Here is a 20,042-nt window from a genome sequence, read left to right as displayed (position 1 = left end):
ACGGCGATCGCCGTCAGGGCGCCAGGAGACTGATCCCGATCGCGATCGTCACCGCCTCGTAGCAACGTTTGATCAGGCGGTTGCCGCGGGCGATGGCCAGGTGCGCCCCGAGATAGCCGCCGGTCACGCTCCCCAGCAGCAGGGCCGGAAGCCAACCCCAGCGCACGTCGCTCAGCCACGCCAGCGCCAGGGCCCCGGTGCCGTTCCAGAACAGGCCCACCAGAACCAGCGTATAGGCGACCGCGCGCCGGTAATCGAGACCGAACCAGCGCACCAGCAGCAACGTGGCGAACAGCCCGGTGCCGGACGCCAGCGCCCCGTTGGCCAAGCCGATCGCGAACAACCCGGCACCGCCGGCGACCAGGCCGGCGCGGTCACGGTGGCGCGGCGTCTCGGTCTGGCCGAGCCCCGGCCGCAACACCGAGTAGAGGCCCAGTCCCATGGTCAGCAGCCCCAGCGCCACCTCGCCGGCACGCGGCGGCACGCTGACGGCCAGGATCGATCCCGCGAGCACCCCGGGCAGGCCGCAGGCCAGCAGGAGCGCGGCGAAACGCCATTCCAGGTGACGCTCCCGCCAGTGCCTCAGGGTCGCACCCGCGCCCAGGGCCACGGACGCGATCTTGTGGGTCGCCAGCGCCACCGGGAACGGCAATCCCAGGAAGATCAGCGCCGGGAACTGCACCAGCCCCGCCCCGCCGCCGGCCAGCGCGGAAAAGGTATTGGCCGCGAACGCGATCGCGAACAGACCCAGGTGCAGCAGGAGAACGGCCGGCTCGATCACACCCTAGCCGAAGTGGTCGTAGCCGCCGTCACCGGGCGGCGCGACCGGCGCGCCTGTCGCATCCACCAGGCGCAGACCGGGCTCGGACTCGATATGGCCGATGCGGGTGAGGCCGCAGCCGAGCGCGGCGGTCGCCGGCCCCACGGCCTCCGGCGGCAGGGTGACGCAAAGCTCGTAGTCATCGCCCCCCGCGAGTTGCAGGCCGGCGCGGCGACCGGCCGGGCACAGGGCCGCGAAGGCGGCCGAGCGCGGCAGGCGATCGACCTCGATCCGGGCGCCGACCCCGCTGGCCGCCAGCAGGTGACCGAGATCCGCCGCGAGGCCGTCGGAGACATCCACGGCGGCATGGGCGAGACCCCGCAGGCGCGCGCCGGGCCGCGGCCGCGGCCGGGCGAGTCGGGTATGCAGGTGCGCCTCGCGCCGATCGGCGGGCGGCTCGCCGCCGGACCAGCGCGCCAGCCCGAGGGCGGCATCGCCGAGGGTGCCGGTAACGCAGACCAGATCGCCGGGGCGGGCGCCGTCGCGCCGCAGGGCCGTGCCCGCGGGCACGGTGCCGAGGGCGGTGACGGTGACCGCGAGCGGGCCGCGGGTCAGGTCCCCGCCGACCAGGGCGGTACCGCTCTCGCGCAGAAGCTCGCCGAGCCCGGCGGCGAAACCATCCAGCCAGGCCGGATCGCGTTCGGGCACGGTCAGCGCCACCACCGCCCAGCCGGCATCGGCGCCCATGGCCGCGAGATCGCTGAGGTTGACCGCCAGCGCTTTCCAACCCACGTCGGCGGCGCGCGTGTCCTCGGGGAAATGTCGGCCCGCCACCAGGGTATCGGTGACCACGACCAGTTCGGTGCCGGGCGGCGTTCGCAGGACCGCACCATCGTCACCCGGCCCCACCGTTACATCGGCTCGCGCCGTCGGCAGGTCGGCGATCAGGCTCCGGATGGCGTCGAACTCCGACATGGCCGTGATTGGTGATTGGTGATTGGTGATTGGTGATTGGTGATTGGTGATTGGTGATTGGTAAAGAGCGTAACCCCCTCTTCCCAACCAATCACAAATCACCAATCACGGATCACTCCCCCTTGGCATCGACTTCGGCCGCCCGCCAGTGACCCGCACAGCGATGCAGCACACCGTTGACGTAGCGGTGACCCTCGGTGGCGCCGAAGGCCTTGGCCAGTTCCAGGGCCTCGTTGATCACGACCCGGTAGGGCACCTCGACGCGTTCCGCCAGCTCGTAGGCGCCCAGTAGCAGGATGGCGCGTTCGACCGGATCGAGTTGCGCCGGGTGGCGGTCCAGATACTCGCCGTACACGGCTTCCAGATCGGGCGCCGCGGTGACCGTACCCTCCACCAGCGTCCGGAAATAGTCGGCGTCGGCGCCGCGCAGATGGCCCCCGCGCCGGAACTGGAGCATCAGGTCGCCGACGTCCGTGGTCGCAACCTGCCACTGGTACAGGGCCTGCAGGGCGGCGCGGCGGGCGGCGCGGCGGCTGCCGGTCGCGCCCTCAGCGGTGGTCATGGCATCGTTCATTCATCGAGCTGCCGGAACAGGGTCACCATCTCGACCGCGGCATTGGCGGCCTCCGCGCCCTTGTTGTGGTCCTCGTCCGGCTGCGAGCGCGCCTCGGCCTGCTCGACGGTATCCGCGGTGATCACGCCCAGGGTCACGGGGATGCCGTACTCCAGGGCGGTGGCGGCCACGCCGCGGGCGCACTCTCCGGCGACGAAGTCGAAATGCGGGGTTTCGCCCCGGATCACCGCGCCGAGCGCGATCACGGCATCATAGTCGCCGCTGTCGGCCAGCCGGTCGCACGCCATGGGCACCTCGAAGGCGCCCGGCACCCGGACCAGGGTGATGTCGGCCTCGGCGACGCCGCAGTCGCGCAGCACCTCCAGCGCCCCGTCCACCAGCCGGTCGACGATGGTGTCGTTCCAACGCGTGGCGACGATGGCGAAACGCGCCCCGTCGGCCTCGAAATCCCCGATGATGCTGCGCATGGCCTGCACTCCGAAAGCTTGGAAATCCACCGTTGAGCGGGGCCGATTATACGCCCCAACCGACCGGCGGGGTCTGAGGTGATGCTGAAAAAAGGACTATCCCGCCCCTTTCGATACACGACCTCGCCCCGCGCCGGGGGCAACTAATCCTGGACGTACTCCACGACCTCCAGGCCGAAGCCGGAGATCGCGTTCATCCGCAACGGCGCGGACAGCACCCGCATGCGCTGGACGCCGAGGTCGGTCAGGATCTGCGCGCCGATGCCGTAGGTCCGTAGCTCGCGCGATTCCTCGCCGTCACCGTGGTGATGCTCGAACAGCAGATCGTCCTCGTCCACGACCTCGCCCTCCAGCAGACGAATGCGTTGAACCAGCTCGCGCGGCGATTCCGGCTTGCGCAGCACGACGACGACGCCGCTGCCCTCTTCGGCAACCCGCGCCAGGGCGCTGCGCAGCGGCCAGCCGAACTCCTGGTGCCGCACGCCGAGCACGTCCGCCAGGGTATTGCGCACGTGGACGCGCACCAGGGTGGGCTCGTCCGGATCGATATCGCCCTTGACCAGGGCGAGATGGACGACCTTGTCGACCTCGTCCTCGTAGGAGTAGAGGGTGAACGGGCCGTACTCGGTCTCCACCGGGGTCTCGGTAACCCGGACCACGGTGCGCTCGTTGGCGATGCGGTAGCGGATCAAGTCGGCGATGGTGCCGAGCTTGATGTCGTGCTCCGCGGCGAACCTCTCCAGGTCCGGCAGGCGCGCCATGCTGCCGTCCTCGTTCAGGATCTCGACGATCACCGACGCCGGCTCCATGCCGGCCAGCCGCGCCAGGTCGCAACCCGCCTCGGTATGGCCGGCGCGCGCCAGCACACCGCCCGGCTGGGCCATCAGGGGGAAGATGTGGCCCGGCTGCACCAGATCGGATGGGTTGGCGTCGGGCTTGACCGCCGCCTGGACCGTGGCCGCGCGATCGTGCGCGGAGATACCGGTGGTGACGCCCTCCGCGGCTTCGATCGAGACCGTGAAATTGGTGTGCTGCTGCGCCTGGTTGCCGGTGACCATGAGCGGCAGATGCAATTGCCGGCAGCGCTCGCGGCTCAGGGTCAGGCAGATCAGGCCGCGGCCATAGCGAGCCATGAAATTGATGTCCTCGGGGCGGGTCTTCTCCGCCGCCAGGATCAGATCGCCCTCGTTCTCGCGATCGGCGTCGTCCAGCATGATCACCATGCGACCGGCCTTGATGTCGGCGATGATGTCTTCGATCGGGCTGAATGCCATCGGCTTCGTCCTCTGTTCTATTTGTCCGTCGGAGCGCCGCGCTCGTCGAGCAGGCGCTCCAGGTAGCGCGCCACCAGGTCCACCTCGAGGTTGACCTGGTCGCCGGCGGCCAACGCCCCCAGATTGGTGGCGGTCAACGTGTGGGGCACGATATTCACCTCGAACTCGGCCCCCGCGACGGCGTTCACCGTCAGGCTCACGCCGTCCACCGTGATCGAGCCCTTGACCGCGATGTAACGGGCCAGCGGCGCCGGCGCCGCGAAACGCAGGCGGCGCGAGCGCGCCTCCTCGGTCCGCGAGACCAACTCGCCGACGCCGTCCACGTGCCCGCTGACGAGGTGTCCCCCCAGCCGGTCGCCGGCGGCCAGCGCCGGCTCCAGGTTCACCGGGGCATCCGGACCGAGACGGCCGAGGGTGGTCGCCCGCAGGGTCTCGGCGGAGACATCGGCCTCGAAACCGCTCTCGCCGACGCGCGTCGCCGTGAGGCAGACGCCGTCGACCGCGATACTGTCGCCGGGCGCCACCGGCCCCAGGTCGACGCCGGCGATATCGATCCCGACGCGGCTGTCGCCGCCGCGATCCTCGATCGACGCGATGCGGCCGACGCCGCGTACGATTCCAGTGAACATAGTCTCAGTCGTGTGATTAGCGATCCGTGGCGGATGTCCCGGCGGGTCGCGCGACGATCCGCCAATCGTCGCCCACCGCCCGGATATCCGTGATGGCCAGCGACCGCCGGTCCGCGAATCGCGTCACGCCCGGCAGGTGCAGCAGGCCCCGCCCACCGTCGCCGATCACGCTGGGCGCGACGTAGAGTACCAGTTCGTCGGCCAGTCCGGCGGCCACCAGGGCCCCGGCCAGGACCGGACCCGCCTCCACGAGAACGTCGTTGATCTCGTCCTCCGTGGCCAGCGACCGCAACACGGCCGTCAAATCCAGGCCTTGATCGGATACCGGCACCCGGCGGAGTTCCGCGCCGGCGACGGCAAGCGCATCCCAGTTGCGGCCCGCGGCCGCGGCCGTGAACACCAATGTGCGCCCCGGCAGACCGAGCATGCGCGCGGTCGGAGGCAGACGCAGGCGGCTGTCCAGCACCACACGCAGCGGCTGGCGCCAGCGACCGCCCGGTGCCTCGTCCGCCGGCAGACGCACGGTCAGGGACGGGTCGTCCGCCAGGGCGGTGCCGGTGCCGGTGACCACCGCGCCCGACTCGGCCCGCAACCGGTGCACGTCGGCACGCGCCGCCTCGCCCGTGATCCACTGGCTCTCGCCGTCGGCACCGGCGGTGCGGCCGTCCAGGCTCGCCGCGAGCTTGACCCGGACGCGCGGGCGCCCCGTGCGCATGCGCGTGGAGAAACCGGGATTCAACGCTTCGCAATCCGCGGCCAGAAGCCCCGAGGCGACCTCGATGCCCGCGGCCGCCAGCGCCCGCAGGCCGCCACCGGCGACCAAGGGATTGGGATCGGTCATGCCCGCGACCACGCGCGACACCCCGGCTTCGATCAGGGCGTCCGTGCAGGGCGGTGTACGACCGCTGTGGCGGCAGGGTTCCAGGGTCACATAGGCGGTGGCCCCGCGCGCACCGCCGACCCGGGCGGCGGCATCGCGCAGGGCGTTGACCTCGGCATGCGCGTCGCCGGCCCGGGCGTGCCAGCCCTCGCCGATCACCGTGCCGTCGCGTACCAGCACGCAGCCGACGCGCGGGTTCGGCGGCGTGCCGTACCAGCCGCGCCGCGCCAGCGCGACGGCGCGCGCCATGTAGCCCGCGTCGCCGGTCTCAGCCGCCATGATCGGCATCCAGCCGCCACGCGAACGCCGCACACGCGAGCGCGCGCCCGCAGTCCGGACCACGGTCGGCTTGCCTGGGGTCGGGGTTGCGGCGTCCGCCGGTCGTCATGGCGACATAGTGTACGCCCTGTGCCGGCCCGACCGGCAGCACGACCGCCCGGCGGTGCCGGTGCCGGGCGCTCCCGGAAAACGCCTTGCGGCCCCGGCCGGCCGAACGATCGCGGCCGGCCGGAGCACCGGAAACGCTGTCAGGCCGTGTCGACGGCCCGGCCGTCGGCGAGCAGTTCCTCGACCGACTCGCGCACGAAGGCGAAGGCCGCGGCGGCCCCCTCGGCGGCCATGCCGCGCTCGCCGATGGTGAGGTCGATGGCGTCCAATGCCTCGCGGAAGCGCTGCCAGTGGCGGGCGCGGCCGTCGGCGGGCCCCGCCAGGTGACGCGCCCCGAACACATCGGACAGGCCCAGTTCGCGGCGGACCTGCCTGCGCAGGACGGCGGCGCCGAGGCGGGATCCCTCCTGGACATACAACCAGCCGAGCGCGGCGGGCGTGGTCGGGATGCGCACGGTCCTGGCGGCGGCCCGGTCCCGACGGTACTCCGCCTCGCTCACGTTGAAATCGGCGCAATCGGCGACCACGGCCTCGAGGCGGTTGCCGTCCGCCAGGCAGGGCAGCCACGCGAGCAGACCGGGTTCCCCGTAGAGGGCGGCGGTCGCATGATGCAGTCGCAACTGCATCCGCAGGAAACGGACGTATCGCCGCTCGTCGGCAAAGGGGCGCAACGCCATGATGCGCTGATCCAGGCTCTCGTGCGCCTGGGCGGTATGTTCTTTCAGTTCGCGGGACAAGGCTATGGACGGAAAATCGGTTACGACTGCCATGAAAGGTTCTCCCCTCGGACCATACCCTGATAACGGTCGAGAGGACCACATGCCTCAAAACCGGCGCCGTGCCCGCTTCAGGGTGCCGTGTCCCCGCCGAAACAGGCCGCCACCACCCGCAGTTCGTCGGCACCCAGATCGCCGGCGAGCCGATGGAGTGCGACCCAGGCGCGCAGGTAGTCGTGACGCGCGCCGGCCAGATCCCGGGCGGCGGCGTAGCGTCGCTGTTCGGCGTCCAGCACGTCGGGGTTGATCCGCTCGCCGCCCGCGACGCTTTTCTGCGTGGCGGTCACCAACGCCCGCGCCGCATCCGCCGCCGCCCGGTAGGCGCGTATCCTGGCGCGCGCACCGGCGATGCGATCGAACTCGCGCCGCAGGTCCTCGATCACCCGGACGCGCGTCGCGTCCAGCTCGTGCCGGAGACGCCCGCGTTCGGCGATGGCCTGCCGGCGCCGGGCGCTGGTGCCGCCGCCGGCGAACAGGGGCAGGCTGACCTGGAGACCCACGGTATCGGTATCGTACACGCGGTCGTAACTGCTCTCCGTATCCGATTCCGTTTCCCGCGAGCTGAGATAGAGCGAGACCGAGGGCAGGTGGCCGGCGCGGGCGCGGGCCACGCCGCCGTCGGCGACCTCGACCTCGCGGCGCCGCACGGCCAGATCCGGATTGGCGGCCAGCGCCCGCTCACGCCAGTCGGCGAAATTGTCCGGTTTCAGGGGCGGCATGGCCGCTTCCTCGCGCAATGGCCGCAGGTCGTCCGCGCGCAGGGGCCGCCCCACGATGGCCCGCAGCTCGCCGAGGGCGTCGGCGGTGGCCTCGCGGGCCTCGATCAGCCGCGCCGACGCGGTCTCCAGCCGGGCCCGGGTCTCCAGGATCGCCGTGCGCGTACCCTCGCCGGCGTCGAACAACCGGCGATTGGCCTCCAACCGGCCGGCGTAGGCGCGCCGCCGGGCCGCCGCCAGGCGCTCCCGCTCCCGGGCCAGCAGGGTGTCGCTGTAGGCCTCGAACAATCGCACCATCAACGCTTGGCTCTCTTCGCGGAAGCGGGCGTCCGCCAGCAGGGACTTGGCGACACCCTCGCGATAGGTCGCCCAGGCCGCGTAATCGAACAGCGGCTGCTCGAGTCTCAGCACGGAGGCATGACTGCGGTAATCCCGTTCCAGCGTCGCTTCGTCGGTCGCGGTGAGCCGGGTGACCTCGGAGGCGTTGCGGGCGGTGCCGTAGCTGTAGGAGAGACTGGGCAGCAGCGCGGCCCGGCCGATCGCGCGGTGCTCGCGTCCGGCCGCGCGCGCGGCGATGGCCGCCCGGAACGCGGGATCGTTTTCCAGCGCCAGGACATAGGCGTCCCGCAACCCGACCGCATGGCCGGCCGGGGACAGACACGCCGCCAGGCAACCCGCCAGCACCGCGGTCCGGCCCCGCCGCCATGACCGGCGGGTTCCGCTCATCCGTCGGCCAGGACCGGGTGCATGCGGTCCAGCAGGGGTTTGAACAGATAATTCAACAGGGACCGCTCGCCGGTGCGCACGAACGCCTCGACCGGCATCCCGGGCCGGATCCGGCGTCCCCGCAGCCTTGCCATTTCGCCGGGCGCGACCCGTACCCGGATGCTGTAATAGGGCTCGCCCGTGCGCTCGTCCACCAGCCGGTCGGCCGATACCTGCGTGACTTCGCCGGCGAGACGCGGCGTGTCGCTGAGTTCGAAGGCGGTGAACAGCAATGCCACCGGCAGGCCCGGCTCCAGCTTGTCGGCCAACGACACGGGCGCCCGGCCCTCCACGAGCAGCGGCCGTCCCTGCGGTACGATCTCCATCAGGGTCTCGCCGGCCTCGACCACCCCGCCCTCGGTGAATACCCGCATGCCCACGACACGCCCGGTGGCCGGTGCCCGCACACGGCCGCGGGACAGCCGCGACTCCAGACCGTCCAGGCGCGCGCGCAGCTCGTCGACGCGCACGCTCACCTCGGCCAGGCGGTCCCGGACCTCGCGGTGATGACTTTCCCGCCGCTGTCGGACACGCGCCTCCAGCTCGCCGATGGTGCGCCGGATCCCCGTCGCCCGGGCGCGATCCTCGGCTAGTTCGCCGGCCAGGCGCTGGCGCTCGCGTTGACGCTCCAGGAAACGGTTGCGGGCGACATATCCTTCCGCGACCAACCCCGCCAGCCCCTCTAGTTGCTCTTCCAGCAACTCGTGCTGGCGGGACTTGCTGGCGCGTGCCGCCGCGATCCCCGACAGCCTCGCCCGGTTGCCGGCGATGCTCTCCCGGATGCCCTCGATCTCGGCTTCGAGCGCCCGCCGACGCTTGTCCAGGAGCTGGCGCTGCAACGCCAGCATCATCGGCACTCGGGGATCGTCGCTGTCGCGCAGCGCCGCCGGGAATTCGATCCGGGTCTCGCCCGCGCTCTCGGCCCGCAGTCGCGCCGCGGTGGCCATGGCACCCAACCATTGGACGCGGAGGCCGTCCGCCTCGGCCCGCAGGGCATCCCGCTCCATCTCTATCAGCACCTCGCCGGCCGCGACCGCGTCGCCCTCGCGCACCAGGATGCGCTCGATGCGGCCGCCCTCCGGAGGCTGCACCGCCTTGCGGTTGCCGGCGACCATGACCTTGGCCGGCACCGCCACGCCCTGATCGAGCGGCGCCAGCCCGGCCCATGCCAGGAACCCCGCGAAGCCGACCAGGACGATGACCAGACCCAGGCGCGCATGGCGCCGTTCGTCCATCTCCGGCGGAACGGCCGGCCGCTGCGGCGCGGTCACCGGCCACCCCCGATATCCGCGGCATCCGGCCGGCGATCCGCGCGGCGCCCGTCGGCGCCGCCGCCGAGTATGTCGGCGGTGGCGCCGAAGGCCCGGGCCCGTCCCTCATGCAACACCAGCAGCTTGTCCGTGCTTTTCACGATTCCGGGCTTGTGGCTGACGACGACCAGCGTCCGGCGCCGCTCCCGCAGCGTCGCCATCGCCGCCAGCAGGGCACGCTCACCCGCCTCGTCCAGGTTCGCGTTGGGTTCGTCCAGCACGATCAGCGCCGGCAGACCGTGCAGCGCGCGGGCCAATGCGATGCGCTGCTTCTGGCCGCCCGACAGGCCGTCGCCGCCCTGCCCCAGTTGCGTGTCGTATCCCTGGGGCTGGCGCAGGATGAGTTCGTGCACGCCGGCCATCTCGGCGGCGGCCACGACCCGGTCCGGCACGACCTCGCCGAAACGGGCGATATTGTCGGCGATGCTGCCGGCGAAGAGCTGGACGTCCTGCGGCAGATAACCGATGAAGGGACCGAGCGCGGCCCGATCCCAGTCGCGGAGATCGGCGCCGTCCAGGCGGACCTCGCCGGACCGGGGATGCCAGGCCCCCACCAGCAGCCGCGCCAGGCTGGATTTGCCCGACCCCGACGGTCCGACCACGCCCAGGGTCTCCCCCGGCGCCAGCTCGAAGCTCACACCGTCGAGCACGCGCGCGCGACCGCCCGGCGGCACCGCCACCACCCGCTTCACGGACAGGGCACCCGCGGGGGCCGGCAAGGGCATCCGGGCCGGCCTGGGCGGATAGTCCTGCAGCAGCCCCCGCAAACGGCGGTAGGACTGGCGCGCCGAGGTCCACTGGCGCCAGACGCCGATGACCTGGTCGATCGGCCCCAGCACGCGTCCCACCAGGATGGAGGCGGCGATCATCATGCCGGGCGTGATCACGCCGTCGATGGCGAGCCAGGCCCCCAGACCCAGCACCAGGGACTGCAGCGCCAGCCGCAGGGCGCGCGACCAGGCGGCGACGACCGCCGTGCGCTCGCTCGCCAGGTTCTGACGGGACAGGAATTCGCTGTGCTGCGCCGCCCAACGGTCGCGCAGGGCCGGCAGCATGCCCATGGCCTCGATGGCGCCGGTGTTGCGGAGATTGGCGGACGCCCCGCGCGCCGATCGGGCCGAGAGATCGCTCGCCTCCTGCAACAGCGGCGACGACCGTCGCTGGTTGAGCCACGCCAGCGCCAGCAGCAGTGTCGCGCCCGCCAGCGCCAGCGCCCCCAACCAGGGATGCAGCAGCGTGATGACCAGCAGGTACACGGGAAACCAGGGCGCGTCGAAGAACGCGAACAGGGCGTTGCCGGTCGCGAACTGGCGCAGGGCGGTCAGGTCGTTCAATGCCTGGGCCGCGCTGGTGCGGCCGCTGTTCAGGTTGCTGTCGAAGGCGGCGTCGAAGACCCGTCGATTCAGGCGCATATCCATTTGTGCCCCGAGACGGATCACCACGTAACTCCGGATCCACTCCAGGAGTCCCAGCAGCGCGTAAGCGCCCAGCACCATCAGCGTCAGCATCAGGAGCGTCATGGCATTGCCGGACGCGATCACGCGATCGTAGACCTGCAGCATGTACAGGGCCGGCGCCAGCATCAGCAGGTTGATCACCGCCGAGAAGACACCGATATCGATCAGGCCGCGCCGGAAGCCGGCCAGGGTGGCCCGTATCTCGTCGGACGGACGGGATTGGTCGGACGCCGTCATGGCACACCTCCGGGAGCCGTCCCGACGTGCCGCGCGGTGGCGCCGGCGGCACGGCACGGGATGTCGCACGAGCGCCGCCGCGGCCCCGGCTCTCGACCCGGAGCCGCGGCGGCACCGTCCCGCCATGGGGGGATTCCCGTGGCGTCAGGCGAAGGTCACGTCGTTCACGTCGGTGATACCCGTCAGCGTGATCGTGCCCATGGAGTTGGAGGACGCATCGAACACCTCCAGTTCCAGGTCACTGCCGACCACGGTGTCGGTATAGCTGTCGAACGCCGAGATATCGATCTCGTCGTCGCCGATCTCGTAATCGGTGACGGTGTCGTCGCCGAAGCCCGTGGCGCTACCGAAGAGATCGAACAGGAAGGTATCGTCACCGTTGTTGCCGGTCAGCGTGTCGTCACCGGCGTAACCGTTCAGGACGTCGTCGCCCGAGCTGCCGTCGATGTCGAGGTTCTCGGTGTTGAGGAAGTTCTCCAGCTCGGTGGCGTCGCCCTGCATCAGGCCGTAGACGATCTCGTGGATCTGGTTGTCGGCCACCGCGCCGGAGCTCAGGTCCAGGCCGTCGATGCTCAGTTCCGGCCCGGTATCGAACGAGTACGCCGTGCTGCTGCCGCCCACGATCTGATCGCCGAACTCGATGTCGTCGAGGTCACCGTATACCGTGTGGGTAGGTACCGAGAACAGGGTGTAATCCAGGTCGCCGGAGGCGATAAAGCCGGCGGTCGAGCCCTGGGCGCCGCTCGACATGGCGTACTGCTCGCCCGAGAGGGTACCGGGATAGAAACCGCCGGTATTGCTCGGGTGGTTGCCGCTGTCGAACTCGTTCTCCCACCAGGTCAGGTAATCATCCCCGCCGGTGTTGGTCGCCTTGTCGTGAGTGATGCTAATGGCCATGATTCAGCCTCCTTGGCTTCTTGCCACGTTTCTCGTGCCTGGCCTCGACCTGTGGCCGGGGCCGTCCCATTCCGCCGATGGCGGAAATCCCGAGGCAATGCCGAGAAGGACCATCCTGTCTCTCTTCGGCACGCCGAGCCCGGCGCAGGTCCGGCCTCGGTATCGGCCGGCCGAGCACTGATGCGCTTGGCCGACGACGGGACATCCCTGTCCCGCATCAGGGGAACCGCCTTTTCGGCGCCCCCTAGAATCGGAGTTCCACGCTGCCCTGCACCGTCCGGCCGCGTCCGAGCGTGACGGTCAGGGGGTCACCGTAGTTCACCAGGTAGGCGCGATCGAAGACATTATCCACGGTCAGGCGCAAGCTCAGGTGCTCGTCATGGCGATAGCGGCCGTACCAATCCCACACCGTGTATTCGTCCCAGACGGGCGGATAGGCATATTCCTCGCCCTTCGCACCCGATCTTCCCACACTTTCGTTGAAGCCCTCGGCATGACGCACCTTGACACCGATATCCAGAGCGCGATCGAGAAGCCGCACGCCGGCATGGATATTGAGTTTGTCGGGGGGCGGATATTCCGCTGCGCCGAAGACGGCACAGTTCGCCCAGGGATCGTTCGCAGGCTGGAAGTTGGTGTCGAGCTCATAGCCGAGGTACCACGGTCTGGAACAGAGATCGCCCTTGTTGTCGTCGACCATATTCGTATAGTTCAGTCCGGCGTACCAAGCACCGGCATCGTAGTCGAGATTCAACTCGGTTCCGCGGAAACGTGCCTCGTTCACGGAATTGTCGTAGGCCATCTGGAAATCGTTGGCCATAGACTGATGAGGTGCGTTCTTGCCGAACGACATGTAGATGAAATCCTCGATGCGGGTATCGAAATAGCTGAATTTGATGTGCAGAACATCGCGGTCGGTGAATAACCGTTCGGCCCCGATATTGAACCCCGCCTCCCAGGTCTCGGAGCGCTCCGGTTCAAGCTCCGGGTTGGGTAGGGTGCGCGACCGCGCGTCGCCGACATGGGCACCCGTGATCAACGTCTCCGTGATGGCCGGCATCCGCCAGGCGCGGCCCCAGCGGATGTAAGGCTGCAGCCAGTCGTTGGCCCGGACCGCCACGGACAAGGTCGGCGAGACGCGATTGAAGGTGCGGTCGATGTCGTAGTCGTACTCCTCGGTGAAGCCGGTCGAGTCGTTGCGCGCCCGGAAGCCGGTGTGTCCCCGAAGGTTGTAGTGGTCGTAGCGCAGGCCGATGTCGACCTCGATGACGCCGGCATAGTCGTACCCCAATGCCGTGAAGACGCTGACCGAGTCGCGCTCGCCCGCGGGCGTGGCGGTGGTGAGGCCGCCGATGGGGCTGCTCTCGAAGGTCAGAGTCGGGTCGGCCAGCGTCGCCTCGGGATCGGTCTCGTCGGTGTAGGCCTCGATGCCGTAGTCCGCGCTCAGGGCGTGGCGGTGCGTTTCCACGAGCCGGGATATGTTGCGGACTTGCAGGCCCCAGGTGTCGGTTCGATAGCGGGCCGCGTACGCGGGCGTGCAGAAACGGGAGACCCAATCCGGTATGGGATCGTAGGTGGCATACCAGTCGGCGCACATGCCGTCGGGCACCTGGTCGGACTCCTGCGCCCGGCGCCTCTGATCCAGACGGGTGGTCACATAGTAGAGCTTGGCCTCGAGGTCGACCCACGGCCCGCGCGGGCCGTAGTCATAATCCAGAGCATAGGTACGCGAGGTCACGTCGTCCTCGCCCCGCTTCTGATAAAGCGGCCCGTCGTTCTGGGCGAACTCGTCCGCGGTCGTGCTGCTGGCGTCGTATGCCACATCGGTGTCCAGAAAGCTGACCCCGACGCGCTGGTCGCCGGTGAGCATGAGCCCCGCCTTGGCCAGCGTGGAACGCGAGGTGCGGCCGGATTCCCGCACGACCGAATGTTTGTGGCGGTCGGAATCGCCGACCCGCCGGTCCGTGCCCAGGGATCCCTCCGTGCCGGGCTCGTATTCGTCGAGATGCTGCTGGCTGTGCGCCAGCAGGACATCCACGGTCTCGTCGCGGTACGCGGCGGCGAGGCTGCCGATGAAGTCCGTGCCGTTGGCGTACTCGCCGAGTCCGGTGGTCGCCCGCGCCCGCACGCCCCGGTCGCGGCCCGGCAGCAGGATATCGCGCGGCTCGATGGTGCGGAAGTTGGCGGTGCCGCCGATCGCGCCGGCACCGTGCACTCCGGCGCCGGGCCCCTTCTCGATCTCGACCGCGGCCAGCAGCTCCGGGTCGATGTACATCTGGCCGTTACGCTGCTGGTGGCCGCTCACCTGGAAGTTTTGCCGCGCCCCGTCGATCATCATGTTGACCCGGCCATAGTCCTGCATGCCGCGTATGTTCACCGACAATGCCGGGTCCTGTTCGCTGAACATGCTGTAGACACCGGCCTCCTCCTCCAGCATCTCGGCGGGGTGGCGCGGCGGCCGCCGGTCGATCTCCTCCGGGGTCACCACGGCCACCGAGCGGGGCGTCTCGTAGACCCAGCTTCCGACGGGCGCCATGACCCGGATCGGGCCCAGCTCCGTGGCCGCGCCGGCGGCGCCGCCCGCGGCACCCGCGGCGCGGTCCGCCACCAGCAGGACCGTACGGGCATCCTGGTACTCGAAACGCAAGCCGCTGCCCGCCAGCAGCCGCGCCAGGGCGGCATCGGCCGTCATCTCGCCGCGCACCGCCGGCGCGCGCGCTCAGGGCGCCGTTGCCGGAGTGCATGACCGAGATACCGGTCACCGCGGTGAACTCCCCCAACGCCGAGAGCAGCGACTGGCTCGGGATATCGAACGCATATTCGACGGGCGGTCCGTCCCGGGCCTGAAGATGGCCGGCGGCGGCGCATAGCGAAACCAGCACCAGGAGCCACCGGATACGGCGGGCCCGTAGACACGCGATCGCCGCATGACGTGGTGCGAGGGAATGATGGAGCATCGTGCCATTCGTCCTTCGTCCGTGATGAATGATAATCGTTATCATTCGTATAACGTTCAGGACGACGGGGTTCCTCAATCGGAGGCGGCGTCCATGTCAGCGACGCAACCACGTCAGGGTGCCGGGGATGCGCTCGACCCGGACACCGTAGTTCTTTTCCAGCGCCGCGAGCAACGCCTGCGGATCGTTCGCGGGGAAACTGCCCGACAGCGACAGATCGTCGAAATCCGAGCGGTCGAGGATCACGCGTCCCGGCAGCATGCGCTGCAGTTGCTCGGCGACCTCGCCGGCACCGGCACGGTCGAACAGGACGAGCCCGCGGGCCCAGGCCAGCTCGATGGCGGGATCGACGCGGCGCAAGTCGCCGACCCGGCCGGCCGCGACCGTGGTCTGCTCACCGACGCCCAGGGTCCGCGCATTGTCCGCGCCGCCACGCTCGCCGCCGACCTCGACACGGCCCTCTTCCACCGTGACCTCGACACCGGCGGTGCCCCGCGCCACGCCGAAGCGCGTGCCCGTCACCCGCACGCGCGCGCCACCGCTGGCGATCACGAACGGCCGGCCGGCCGGCGCGACATCGAACCAAGCGCGTCCGCGATGCAGCTCGACCCGCCGGACGTCGCCCGAGAGGTCGATGTCCGCGGCACTGTCGAAATCCAGGAATAGTTCGGAGCCGTCGGCCAGGGCCAGGGTCCGCGATTCGCCGGCACGGGTGGCGACATCGGACCCGAGCCGATGGATCAGGCCCGGATCCCGCCATAGGGTGCCGCCCGCGGCCAGCGTCAGCACCAGACTGGCCGCGACGGCCATTCGCGCCCAGCGCCGGTGACGTGCATGCCGCCGGCACGGCCGCGGCCGCGACTGCCGCGCCGCAACCTCGCGGGCGGGCGTTTCCAGGCGCTGCCAGAGCGCATCGACACGACCGTAGGCGGCGCCGTGACGATCGTCCGCGGCCAGCCAGTCCTCGAACCGCAGCCAGTCCTCGCCGCCGGCGCCCGGGTCCTTCAAACGCAGGTACCAGGCGAGCGCCTGATCCTCGATACCGTCGTCGCCGGGGCGATCCCTCGCTGGTGAGCCCAAGCCGGCCTCCTCTTCTGCCGTCGCCGGGACGGACAGACGTCTGTCTTTCACATCAGGGTAACGTTTCATGCCGGCCGTCTCCTCAATCCGGGTCCCGGCTTTCGAGCCACTGCCGGCAGGCCCGCATGGCCCGCATCATGTCCTTCTCCACGGTGCTCGTGGACACGTCCAGCATGGCCGCGATGGCGGCATAGGTCTCGCCGTCGACCCGGTTGAGCAGGAATATCCGTCGCGTGCGCGGCGGCAGGTCTTCCAGCACCTCGGCCAGTTGCCGCCATTCCTCGGCGACCTCCGCCGCCCGATCCGCGGGCGGCAGGGCCGTGTCGTCGGCACGGCTGCGCTCGGCGTGTCGGTGCCGCACCTTCTGGGCGCGCAGGTGGTCGAGCGCGAGATTGTGCGCCGTGCGATAGAGCAGGCCCGTCGAGTCGCCGTTGACGTGGCGACCCCAGAGTTTGAGGAAGGTCTCCTGGACCAGATCCTCGGCCACGGCTTCGCTCCTGACGATACGCTGGACGAGCTTGACCAACCGGCGGCGCTCGCCCTGGAAGAGCTCCGTCAGGACGCGGCGGGTGTCAGCCATGGTCGGCGCGGGGGGTTCTCCGGTCGATGACGGTGACTATCACCAGCGGGGAACGATTATCGGTCTTGTCCGGCCCCATGACTCCTCCAACGAATGGTCGCCGATTTCAGGACTCCGACCCGTTGTCGATCAGTTTGAGCTGGCGCCGGGCGGCGCTGCGGTCGGGTGTCGCCTCCAGCCGCTCGATCTCCTCGCGGAACGCGTTGACGTCCTCGAAGCGGCGGTACACGGAGGCGAACCGAACGTAGGCGACCTGGTCCAGTTCGCGCAGTTCCTCCATCACCCAGTTGCCGAGCTTGCGCGAGGGCACGTCCCGCTCCCCCTCGGTACGCAACCGGTGCATGATGCGGTTGACCGCGGTATCCACCGCCTCGGCCGATACCGGCCGCTTGTACAGCGCCCGGGTGATACCGCGCTTGAGCTTGGCTTCGTCGAAGGGCTCCGGCGTGCCGTCGTTCTTCACGATCCGCGGCAACACCAGCTCCGCGCTCTCGAAGGTGGTGAAACGCGCCCCGCAGGACGGGCACTCGCGCCGGCGCCGGACCTGGCTGCCTTCGGCCGCCAGGCGCGAGTCGACCACGCGGGTCGCGTCGGCGGCGCAGAACGGGCAATGCACGGAATCGCTCCCGGGGCGCTATCGCGGCATCGCCGTCTCCGCCCTCAGGCGGGGGCCGCTTCCCGGGCGGCCGCCGACCGGCCGTAGACCGGGTACCGGGAGCAAAGCGTCTCGACCTTGGCGCGGACCTCGGTCACTGCCTTGCCGGTATCACCGTCTTCGGCCAGCGTATCCAGGATGTCGCAGATCCAGGTGGCGACATCGGCCATCTCGGTCTCGCCGAAGCCCCGCGTGGTGGCCGCCGGCGTGCCGATACGCAGGCCGCTGGTCACGAACGGCGAGCGCGGATCGTCCGGCACGGCGTTCTTGTTGGCGGTGATATGGGCCTGCCCCAGCAGGGCCTCCGCGTCCTTGCCGGTGATGTCCTTGGCGATCAGGCTGACCAGCATCAGGTGATTGTCGGTACCGCCGGAGACCACGTCGTAGCCACGCTTGGTAAAGACTTCCGCCATGGCGCGGGCGTTGGCGACCACCTGTGCCTGGTAGTCCTTGAATCCCGGCTCCAGGGCTTCCTTCAGCGCCACGGCCTTGGCCGCGATCACGTGCATCAGGGGACCGCCCTGGGTGCCGGGGAAAACCGCGGAGTTGAGCCGCTTGTACAGCTTCTCGTCGCCGGCGGCGGACAGGATCAGACCGCCGCGCGGACCGCGCAGGGTCTTGTGGGTGGTCGTGGTGACCACGTGCGCGTGCGGGATCGGGCTGGGATAGGCGCCGCCCGCGACCAGGCCGGCCACGTGCGCCATGTCCACCAGCAGGTAGGCACCCACCTCGTCGGCGATCTCGCGCATCCGCGCCCAGTCGACCACACGGGAGTAGGCCGAGAAACCGCCGATGATCAGCTTGGGGCGGTGCTCGCGCGCCTGCGCCGCGATCGCGTCATAGTCGAGCTCGCCGGTGGCGGCGTCGATGCCGTACTGGACGGCGTTGTAATACTTGCCGGAGAAGTTGGGCGCGGCACCGTGGGTCAGGTGACCGCCGGCGTCCAGGCTCATGCCCAGGATGGTGTCGCCGGGCTTGACCAGCGCCATGAACGCGGCGGCGTTGGCCTGGGCGCCCGAATGCGGCTGCACGTTGGCGTAGTCGCAGCCGAACAGTTCGCAGGCGCGCTGGATGGCCAGCCGTTCGGCCACGTCCACATGCTCGCACCCGCCATAATAGCGCTTGCCCGGATAGCCCTCGGCGTACTTGTTCGTGAGCTGGGTGCCCTGGGCCTCCATGACCCGCGGGCTGGCGTAGTTCTCGGAGGCGATGAGCTCGATGTGGGCCTCCTGGCGCTCGTTTTCGGCGGTGATCGCCGCCGCCAGCTCGGCGTCGTAATCGGCAACGCGCTGCGCGGTATCGAACATGAGGGGTACTTCTCCGTCATCGAAATGAACAGCGTGTCATTGTAACGCACCCGGCGGGGCCGCGCCCCGCCGGGTGCGGTTTCATGTTTCGTGCTCCTTGAGAGGCGGCCCGTGCCCCCGGACGAGGCTCACATCACGAAACGCGAAGCCCGCAACCCGAAACAGCCGCCGTCAGGCCGTGATCTCGAGCATCAGGTCGAGCGCGGCCTTGGCCTCGCGGGCCTCGTCCTCCGGCACCCGGATGCGGTTAACCACGTGGTCCTCGACCAGATTGTCCATGACCCAGGCCAGATGCTGGGGATCGGTGCGGAACATGGTCGAGCACATGCACACCACCGGCGACATGAACTGCACCTTCACGCCCTTGGGCGCCATCTCGTTGTGCAGCCGGTTGACCAGATTGAGCTCGGTGCCGACCAGCCAATGGGTGCCGGGTTCGGAGGCGCGCACGGTCTTGAGAATGGTCTCGGTGGAGCCGACGTAGTCGGACTTCTGGCATACCTCGAAGGCGTTCTCGGGGTGCGAGATCACCAGACCGTCGGGATGCTGCTCCCGGAACTTGTCGATGTGGTTCGGGTGGAACATCTGGTGCACCGAGCAGAAACCCTTCCAGAGGATGATGCGGGCCTTGCGGATTTCCTCCTCGGTGAGACCGCCCATGGGCTTGTCGAAGTCCCAGGTGACCATCTCGTCCAGCGGGATGCCCATGTCGTGGCCGGTGTTGCGCCCCAGATGCTGATCGGGGAAGAACAGCACCTTCTCGCGCCGGGAGAACGACCAATCGAGCACGCCGCGGGCGTTCGACGACGTGCACACGATGCCGCCGTGACGGCCGCAGAAGGCCTTTAGATCGGCGGCGGAATTGATGTAGGTGACCGGCGTGACCTGTTCGTCCGGGTCCAGCACCTGGGCCAGTTCCTTCCAGGCGCGCTCGACGTTACGCAGGTTGGCCATGTCAGCCATGGAACAGCCGGCCGCCATGTCCGGCAGGATCACGGTCTGCTCCGGCCGCGACAGGATGTCGGCGACCTCGGCCATGAAATGCACGCCGCAGAACACGATGTACTCGGCATCGCACTCGGCCGCCTGCTTGGACAGCTTGAGCGAATCGCCGGAGAAATCGGCGTGCGCGAAGACCTCGTCGCGCTGGTAATGATGCCCCAGGATCACGCAGCGCTCGCCGAGCGCCGCCTTGGCGGCGCGGATGCGCTCGTCGCAGGCCGCGTCGTCGAGCCTGGAGAAGTCCTGGAGGGCGAAAGCTGTGGCCGCCATAACGCTCGTGTCTCGGGTCGATAACCCTTGCGGGTGGACCCCCAAGAGTATCACAGGGCGGCCCGCCCTGAACGTCCGGTCGGGCGG

The 20,042-nt window shown here is 69.7% G+C and carries 18 protein-coding genes; all 18 read right to left on the bottom strand.

Features of this window, described 5'->3' with window-relative positions; genetic code table 11:
* Positions 1-13: 13 nt before the first annotated feature.
* Positions 14-781, bottom strand: coding sequence for a sulfite exporter TauE/SafE family protein (locus tag PC39_RS04280; protein WP_353252134.1), 768 nt, complete (start codon positions 779-781; stop codon positions 14-16).
* Positions 782-784: 3 nt separating this feature from the next.
* Positions 785-1,735, bottom strand: coding sequence for a thiamine-phosphate kinase (thiL, locus tag PC39_RS04275; protein ID WP_353252133.1), 951 nt, complete (start codon positions 1,733-1,735; stop codon positions 785-787).
* A 112-nt stretch (positions 1,736-1,847) separates the two neighbouring features.
* Positions 1,848-2,297, bottom strand: a complete 450-nt coding sequence (gene nusB / locus PC39_RS04270; protein WP_353252132.1) for a transcription antitermination factor NusB — start codon at positions 2,295-2,297, stop codon at positions 1,848-1,850.
* An 8-nt stretch (positions 2,298-2,305) separates the two neighbouring features.
* A complete protein-coding gene (gene ribH, locus PC39_RS04265) occupies positions 2,306-2,776 on the bottom strand; it encodes a 6,7-dimethyl-8-ribityllumazine synthase (protein WP_353252131.1) in 471 nt (156 codons plus the stop codon).
* Between the two features lie 143 nt (positions 2,777-2,919).
* Positions 2,920-4,050 (bottom strand): bifunctional 3,4-dihydroxy-2-butanone-4-phosphate synthase/GTP cyclohydrolase II, encoded by a 1,131-nt coding sequence (ribBA, locus tag PC39_RS04260; protein ID WP_353252130.1) that lies wholly within the window; start codon positions 4,048-4,050, stop codon positions 2,920-2,922.
* Positions 4,051-4,067: 17 nt separating this feature from the next.
* Positions 4,068-4,679, bottom strand: coding sequence for a riboflavin synthase (locus PC39_RS04255; protein WP_353252129.1), 612 nt, complete (start codon positions 4,677-4,679; stop codon positions 4,068-4,070).
* Between the two features lie 16 nt (positions 4,680-4,695).
* Positions 4,696-5,838 (bottom strand): bifunctional diaminohydroxyphosphoribosylaminopyrimidine deaminase/5-amino-6-(5-phosphoribosylamino)uracil reductase RibD, encoded by a 1,143-nt coding sequence (gene ribD / locus PC39_RS04250; protein WP_353252128.1) that lies wholly within the window; start codon positions 5,836-5,838, stop codon positions 4,696-4,698.
* 248 nt (positions 5,839-6,086) lie between these two features.
* Complete coding sequence (locus PC39_RS04245) at positions 6,087-6,716, bottom strand: biliverdin-producing heme oxygenase (protein ID WP_353252127.1); 630 nt, start codon at positions 6,714-6,716, stop codon at positions 6,087-6,089.
* 77 nt (positions 6,717-6,793) lie between these two features.
* Positions 6,794-8,164, bottom strand: coding sequence for a TolC family outer membrane protein (locus PC39_RS04240; RefSeq protein WP_353252126.1), 1,371 nt, complete (start codon positions 8,162-8,164; stop codon positions 6,794-6,796).
* Positions 8,161-9,474: an HlyD family type I secretion periplasmic adaptor subunit gene (locus PC39_RS04235; RefSeq protein WP_353252125.1), complete on the bottom strand. Its 1,314-nt coding sequence runs from the start codon at positions 9,472-9,474 to the stop codon at positions 8,161-8,163. The genes PC39_RS04240 and PC39_RS04235 overlap by 4 nt, the downstream gene beginning before the upstream one ends.
* Positions 9,471-11,207: a type I secretion system permease/ATPase gene (locus PC39_RS04230; RefSeq protein ID WP_353252124.1), complete on the bottom strand. Its 1,737-nt coding sequence runs from the start codon at positions 11,205-11,207 to the stop codon at positions 9,471-9,473. The genes PC39_RS04235 and PC39_RS04230 overlap by 4 nt, the downstream gene beginning before the upstream one ends.
* A 144-nt stretch (positions 11,208-11,351) precedes the next feature.
* Entirely contained in the window at positions 11,352-12,104 is a 753-nt protein-coding gene (locus PC39_RS04225) for a heme acquisition protein HasA (RefSeq protein ID WP_353252123.1), read from the bottom strand.
* A 244-nt stretch (positions 12,105-12,348) separates the two neighbouring features.
* Positions 12,349-14,796, bottom strand: coding sequence for a TonB-dependent hemoglobin/transferrin/lactoferrin family receptor (locus PC39_RS04220; RefSeq protein ID WP_353252122.1), 2,448 nt, complete (start codon positions 14,794-14,796; stop codon positions 12,349-12,351).
* A gap of 361 nt (positions 14,797-15,157) precedes the next feature.
* On the bottom strand, positions 15,158-16,141 hold the full coding sequence (locus tag PC39_RS04215) for a FecR family protein (RefSeq protein ID WP_353252121.1): 984 nt from the start codon (positions 16,139-16,141) through the stop codon (positions 15,158-15,160).
* A gap of 82 nt (positions 16,142-16,223) precedes the next feature.
* Complete coding sequence (locus tag PC39_RS04210; RefSeq protein ID WP_353252120.1) at positions 16,224-16,721, bottom strand: RNA polymerase sigma factor; 498 nt, start codon at positions 16,719-16,721, stop codon at positions 16,224-16,226.
* Between the two features lie 106 nt (positions 16,722-16,827).
* Entirely contained in the window at positions 16,828-17,337 is a 510-nt protein-coding gene (nrdR, locus tag PC39_RS04205) for a transcriptional regulator NrdR (protein WP_353252119.1), read from the bottom strand.
* 44 nt (positions 17,338-17,381) lie between these two features.
* The gene (gene glyA, locus PC39_RS04200) at positions 17,382-18,683 is read right to left on the bottom strand and encodes a serine hydroxymethyltransferase (RefSeq protein WP_353252118.1); all 1,302 of its coding nucleotides are present in this window, start codon (positions 18,681-18,683) and stop codon (positions 17,382-17,384) included.
* 171 nt (positions 18,684-18,854) lie between these two features.
* Positions 18,855-19,955, bottom strand: a complete 1,101-nt coding sequence (gene nadA, locus PC39_RS04195) for a quinolinate synthase NadA (RefSeq protein ID WP_353252117.1) — start codon at positions 19,953-19,955, stop codon at positions 18,855-18,857.
* Between the last annotated feature and the right edge of the window lie 87 nt (positions 19,956-20,042).

This window comes from Salinisphaera sp. PC39 (genome assembly GCF_040361335.1).
Lineage (GTDB): Bacteria > Pseudomonadota > Gammaproteobacteria > Nevskiales > Salinisphaeraceae > APNM01.
This window is presented reverse-complemented; position numbering and strand designations above follow the sequence as displayed.

Excerpts from the sequence above, each read along its gene's own strand:
- thiL (WP_353252133.1), bottom strand. The coding sequence starts at position 1,735 with ATGTCGGAGTTCGACGCCATCCGGAGCCTGATCGCCGACCTGCCGACG.
- nusB (WP_353252132.1), bottom strand. The coding sequence starts at position 2,297 with ATGACCACCGCTGAGGGCGCGACCGGCAGCCGCCGCGCCGCCCGCCGC.
- ribH (WP_353252131.1), bottom strand. The coding sequence starts at position 2,776 with ATGCGCAGCATCATCGGGGATTTCGAGGCCGACGGGGCGCGTTTCGCC.
- ribBA (WP_353252130.1), bottom strand. The coding sequence starts at position 4,050 with ATGGCATTCAGCCCGATCGAAGACATCATCGCCGACATCAAGGCCGGT.
- PC39_RS04255 (WP_353252129.1), bottom strand. The coding sequence starts at position 4,679 with ATGTTCACTGGAATCGTACGCGGCGTCGGCCGCATCGCGTCGATCGAG.
- ribD (WP_353252128.1), bottom strand. The coding sequence starts at position 5,838 with ATGGCGGCTGAGACCGGCGACGCGGGCTACATGGCGCGCGCCGTCGCG.
- PC39_RS04245 (WP_353252127.1), bottom strand. The coding sequence starts at position 6,716 with ATGGCAGTCGTAACCGATTTTCCGTCCATAGCCTTGTCCCGCGAACTG.
- PC39_RS04240 (WP_353252126.1), bottom strand. The coding sequence starts at position 8,164 with ATGAGCGGAACCCGCCGGTCATGGCGGCGGGGCCGGACCGCGGTGCTG.
- PC39_RS04230 (WP_353252124.1), bottom strand. The coding sequence starts at position 11,207 with ATGACGGCGTCCGACCAATCCCGTCCGTCCGACGAGATACGGGCCACC.
- PC39_RS04225 (WP_353252123.1), bottom strand. The coding sequence starts at position 12,104 with ATGGCCATTAGCATCACTCACGACAAGGCGACCAACACCGGCGGGGAT.
- PC39_RS04220 (WP_353252122.1), bottom strand. The coding sequence starts at position 14,796 with ATGACGGCCGATGCCGCCCTGGCGCGGCTGCTGGCGGGCAGCGGCTTG.
- PC39_RS04210 (WP_353252120.1), bottom strand. The coding sequence starts at position 16,721 with ATGGCTGACACCCGCCGCGTCCTGACGGAGCTCTTCCAGGGCGAGCGC.
- glyA (WP_353252118.1), bottom strand. The coding sequence starts at position 18,683 with ATGTTCGATACCGCGCAGCGCGTTGCCGATTACGACGCCGAGCTGGCG.
- nadA (WP_353252117.1), bottom strand. The coding sequence starts at position 19,955 with ATGGCGGCCACAGCTTTCGCCCTCCAGGACTTCTCCAGGCTCGACGAC.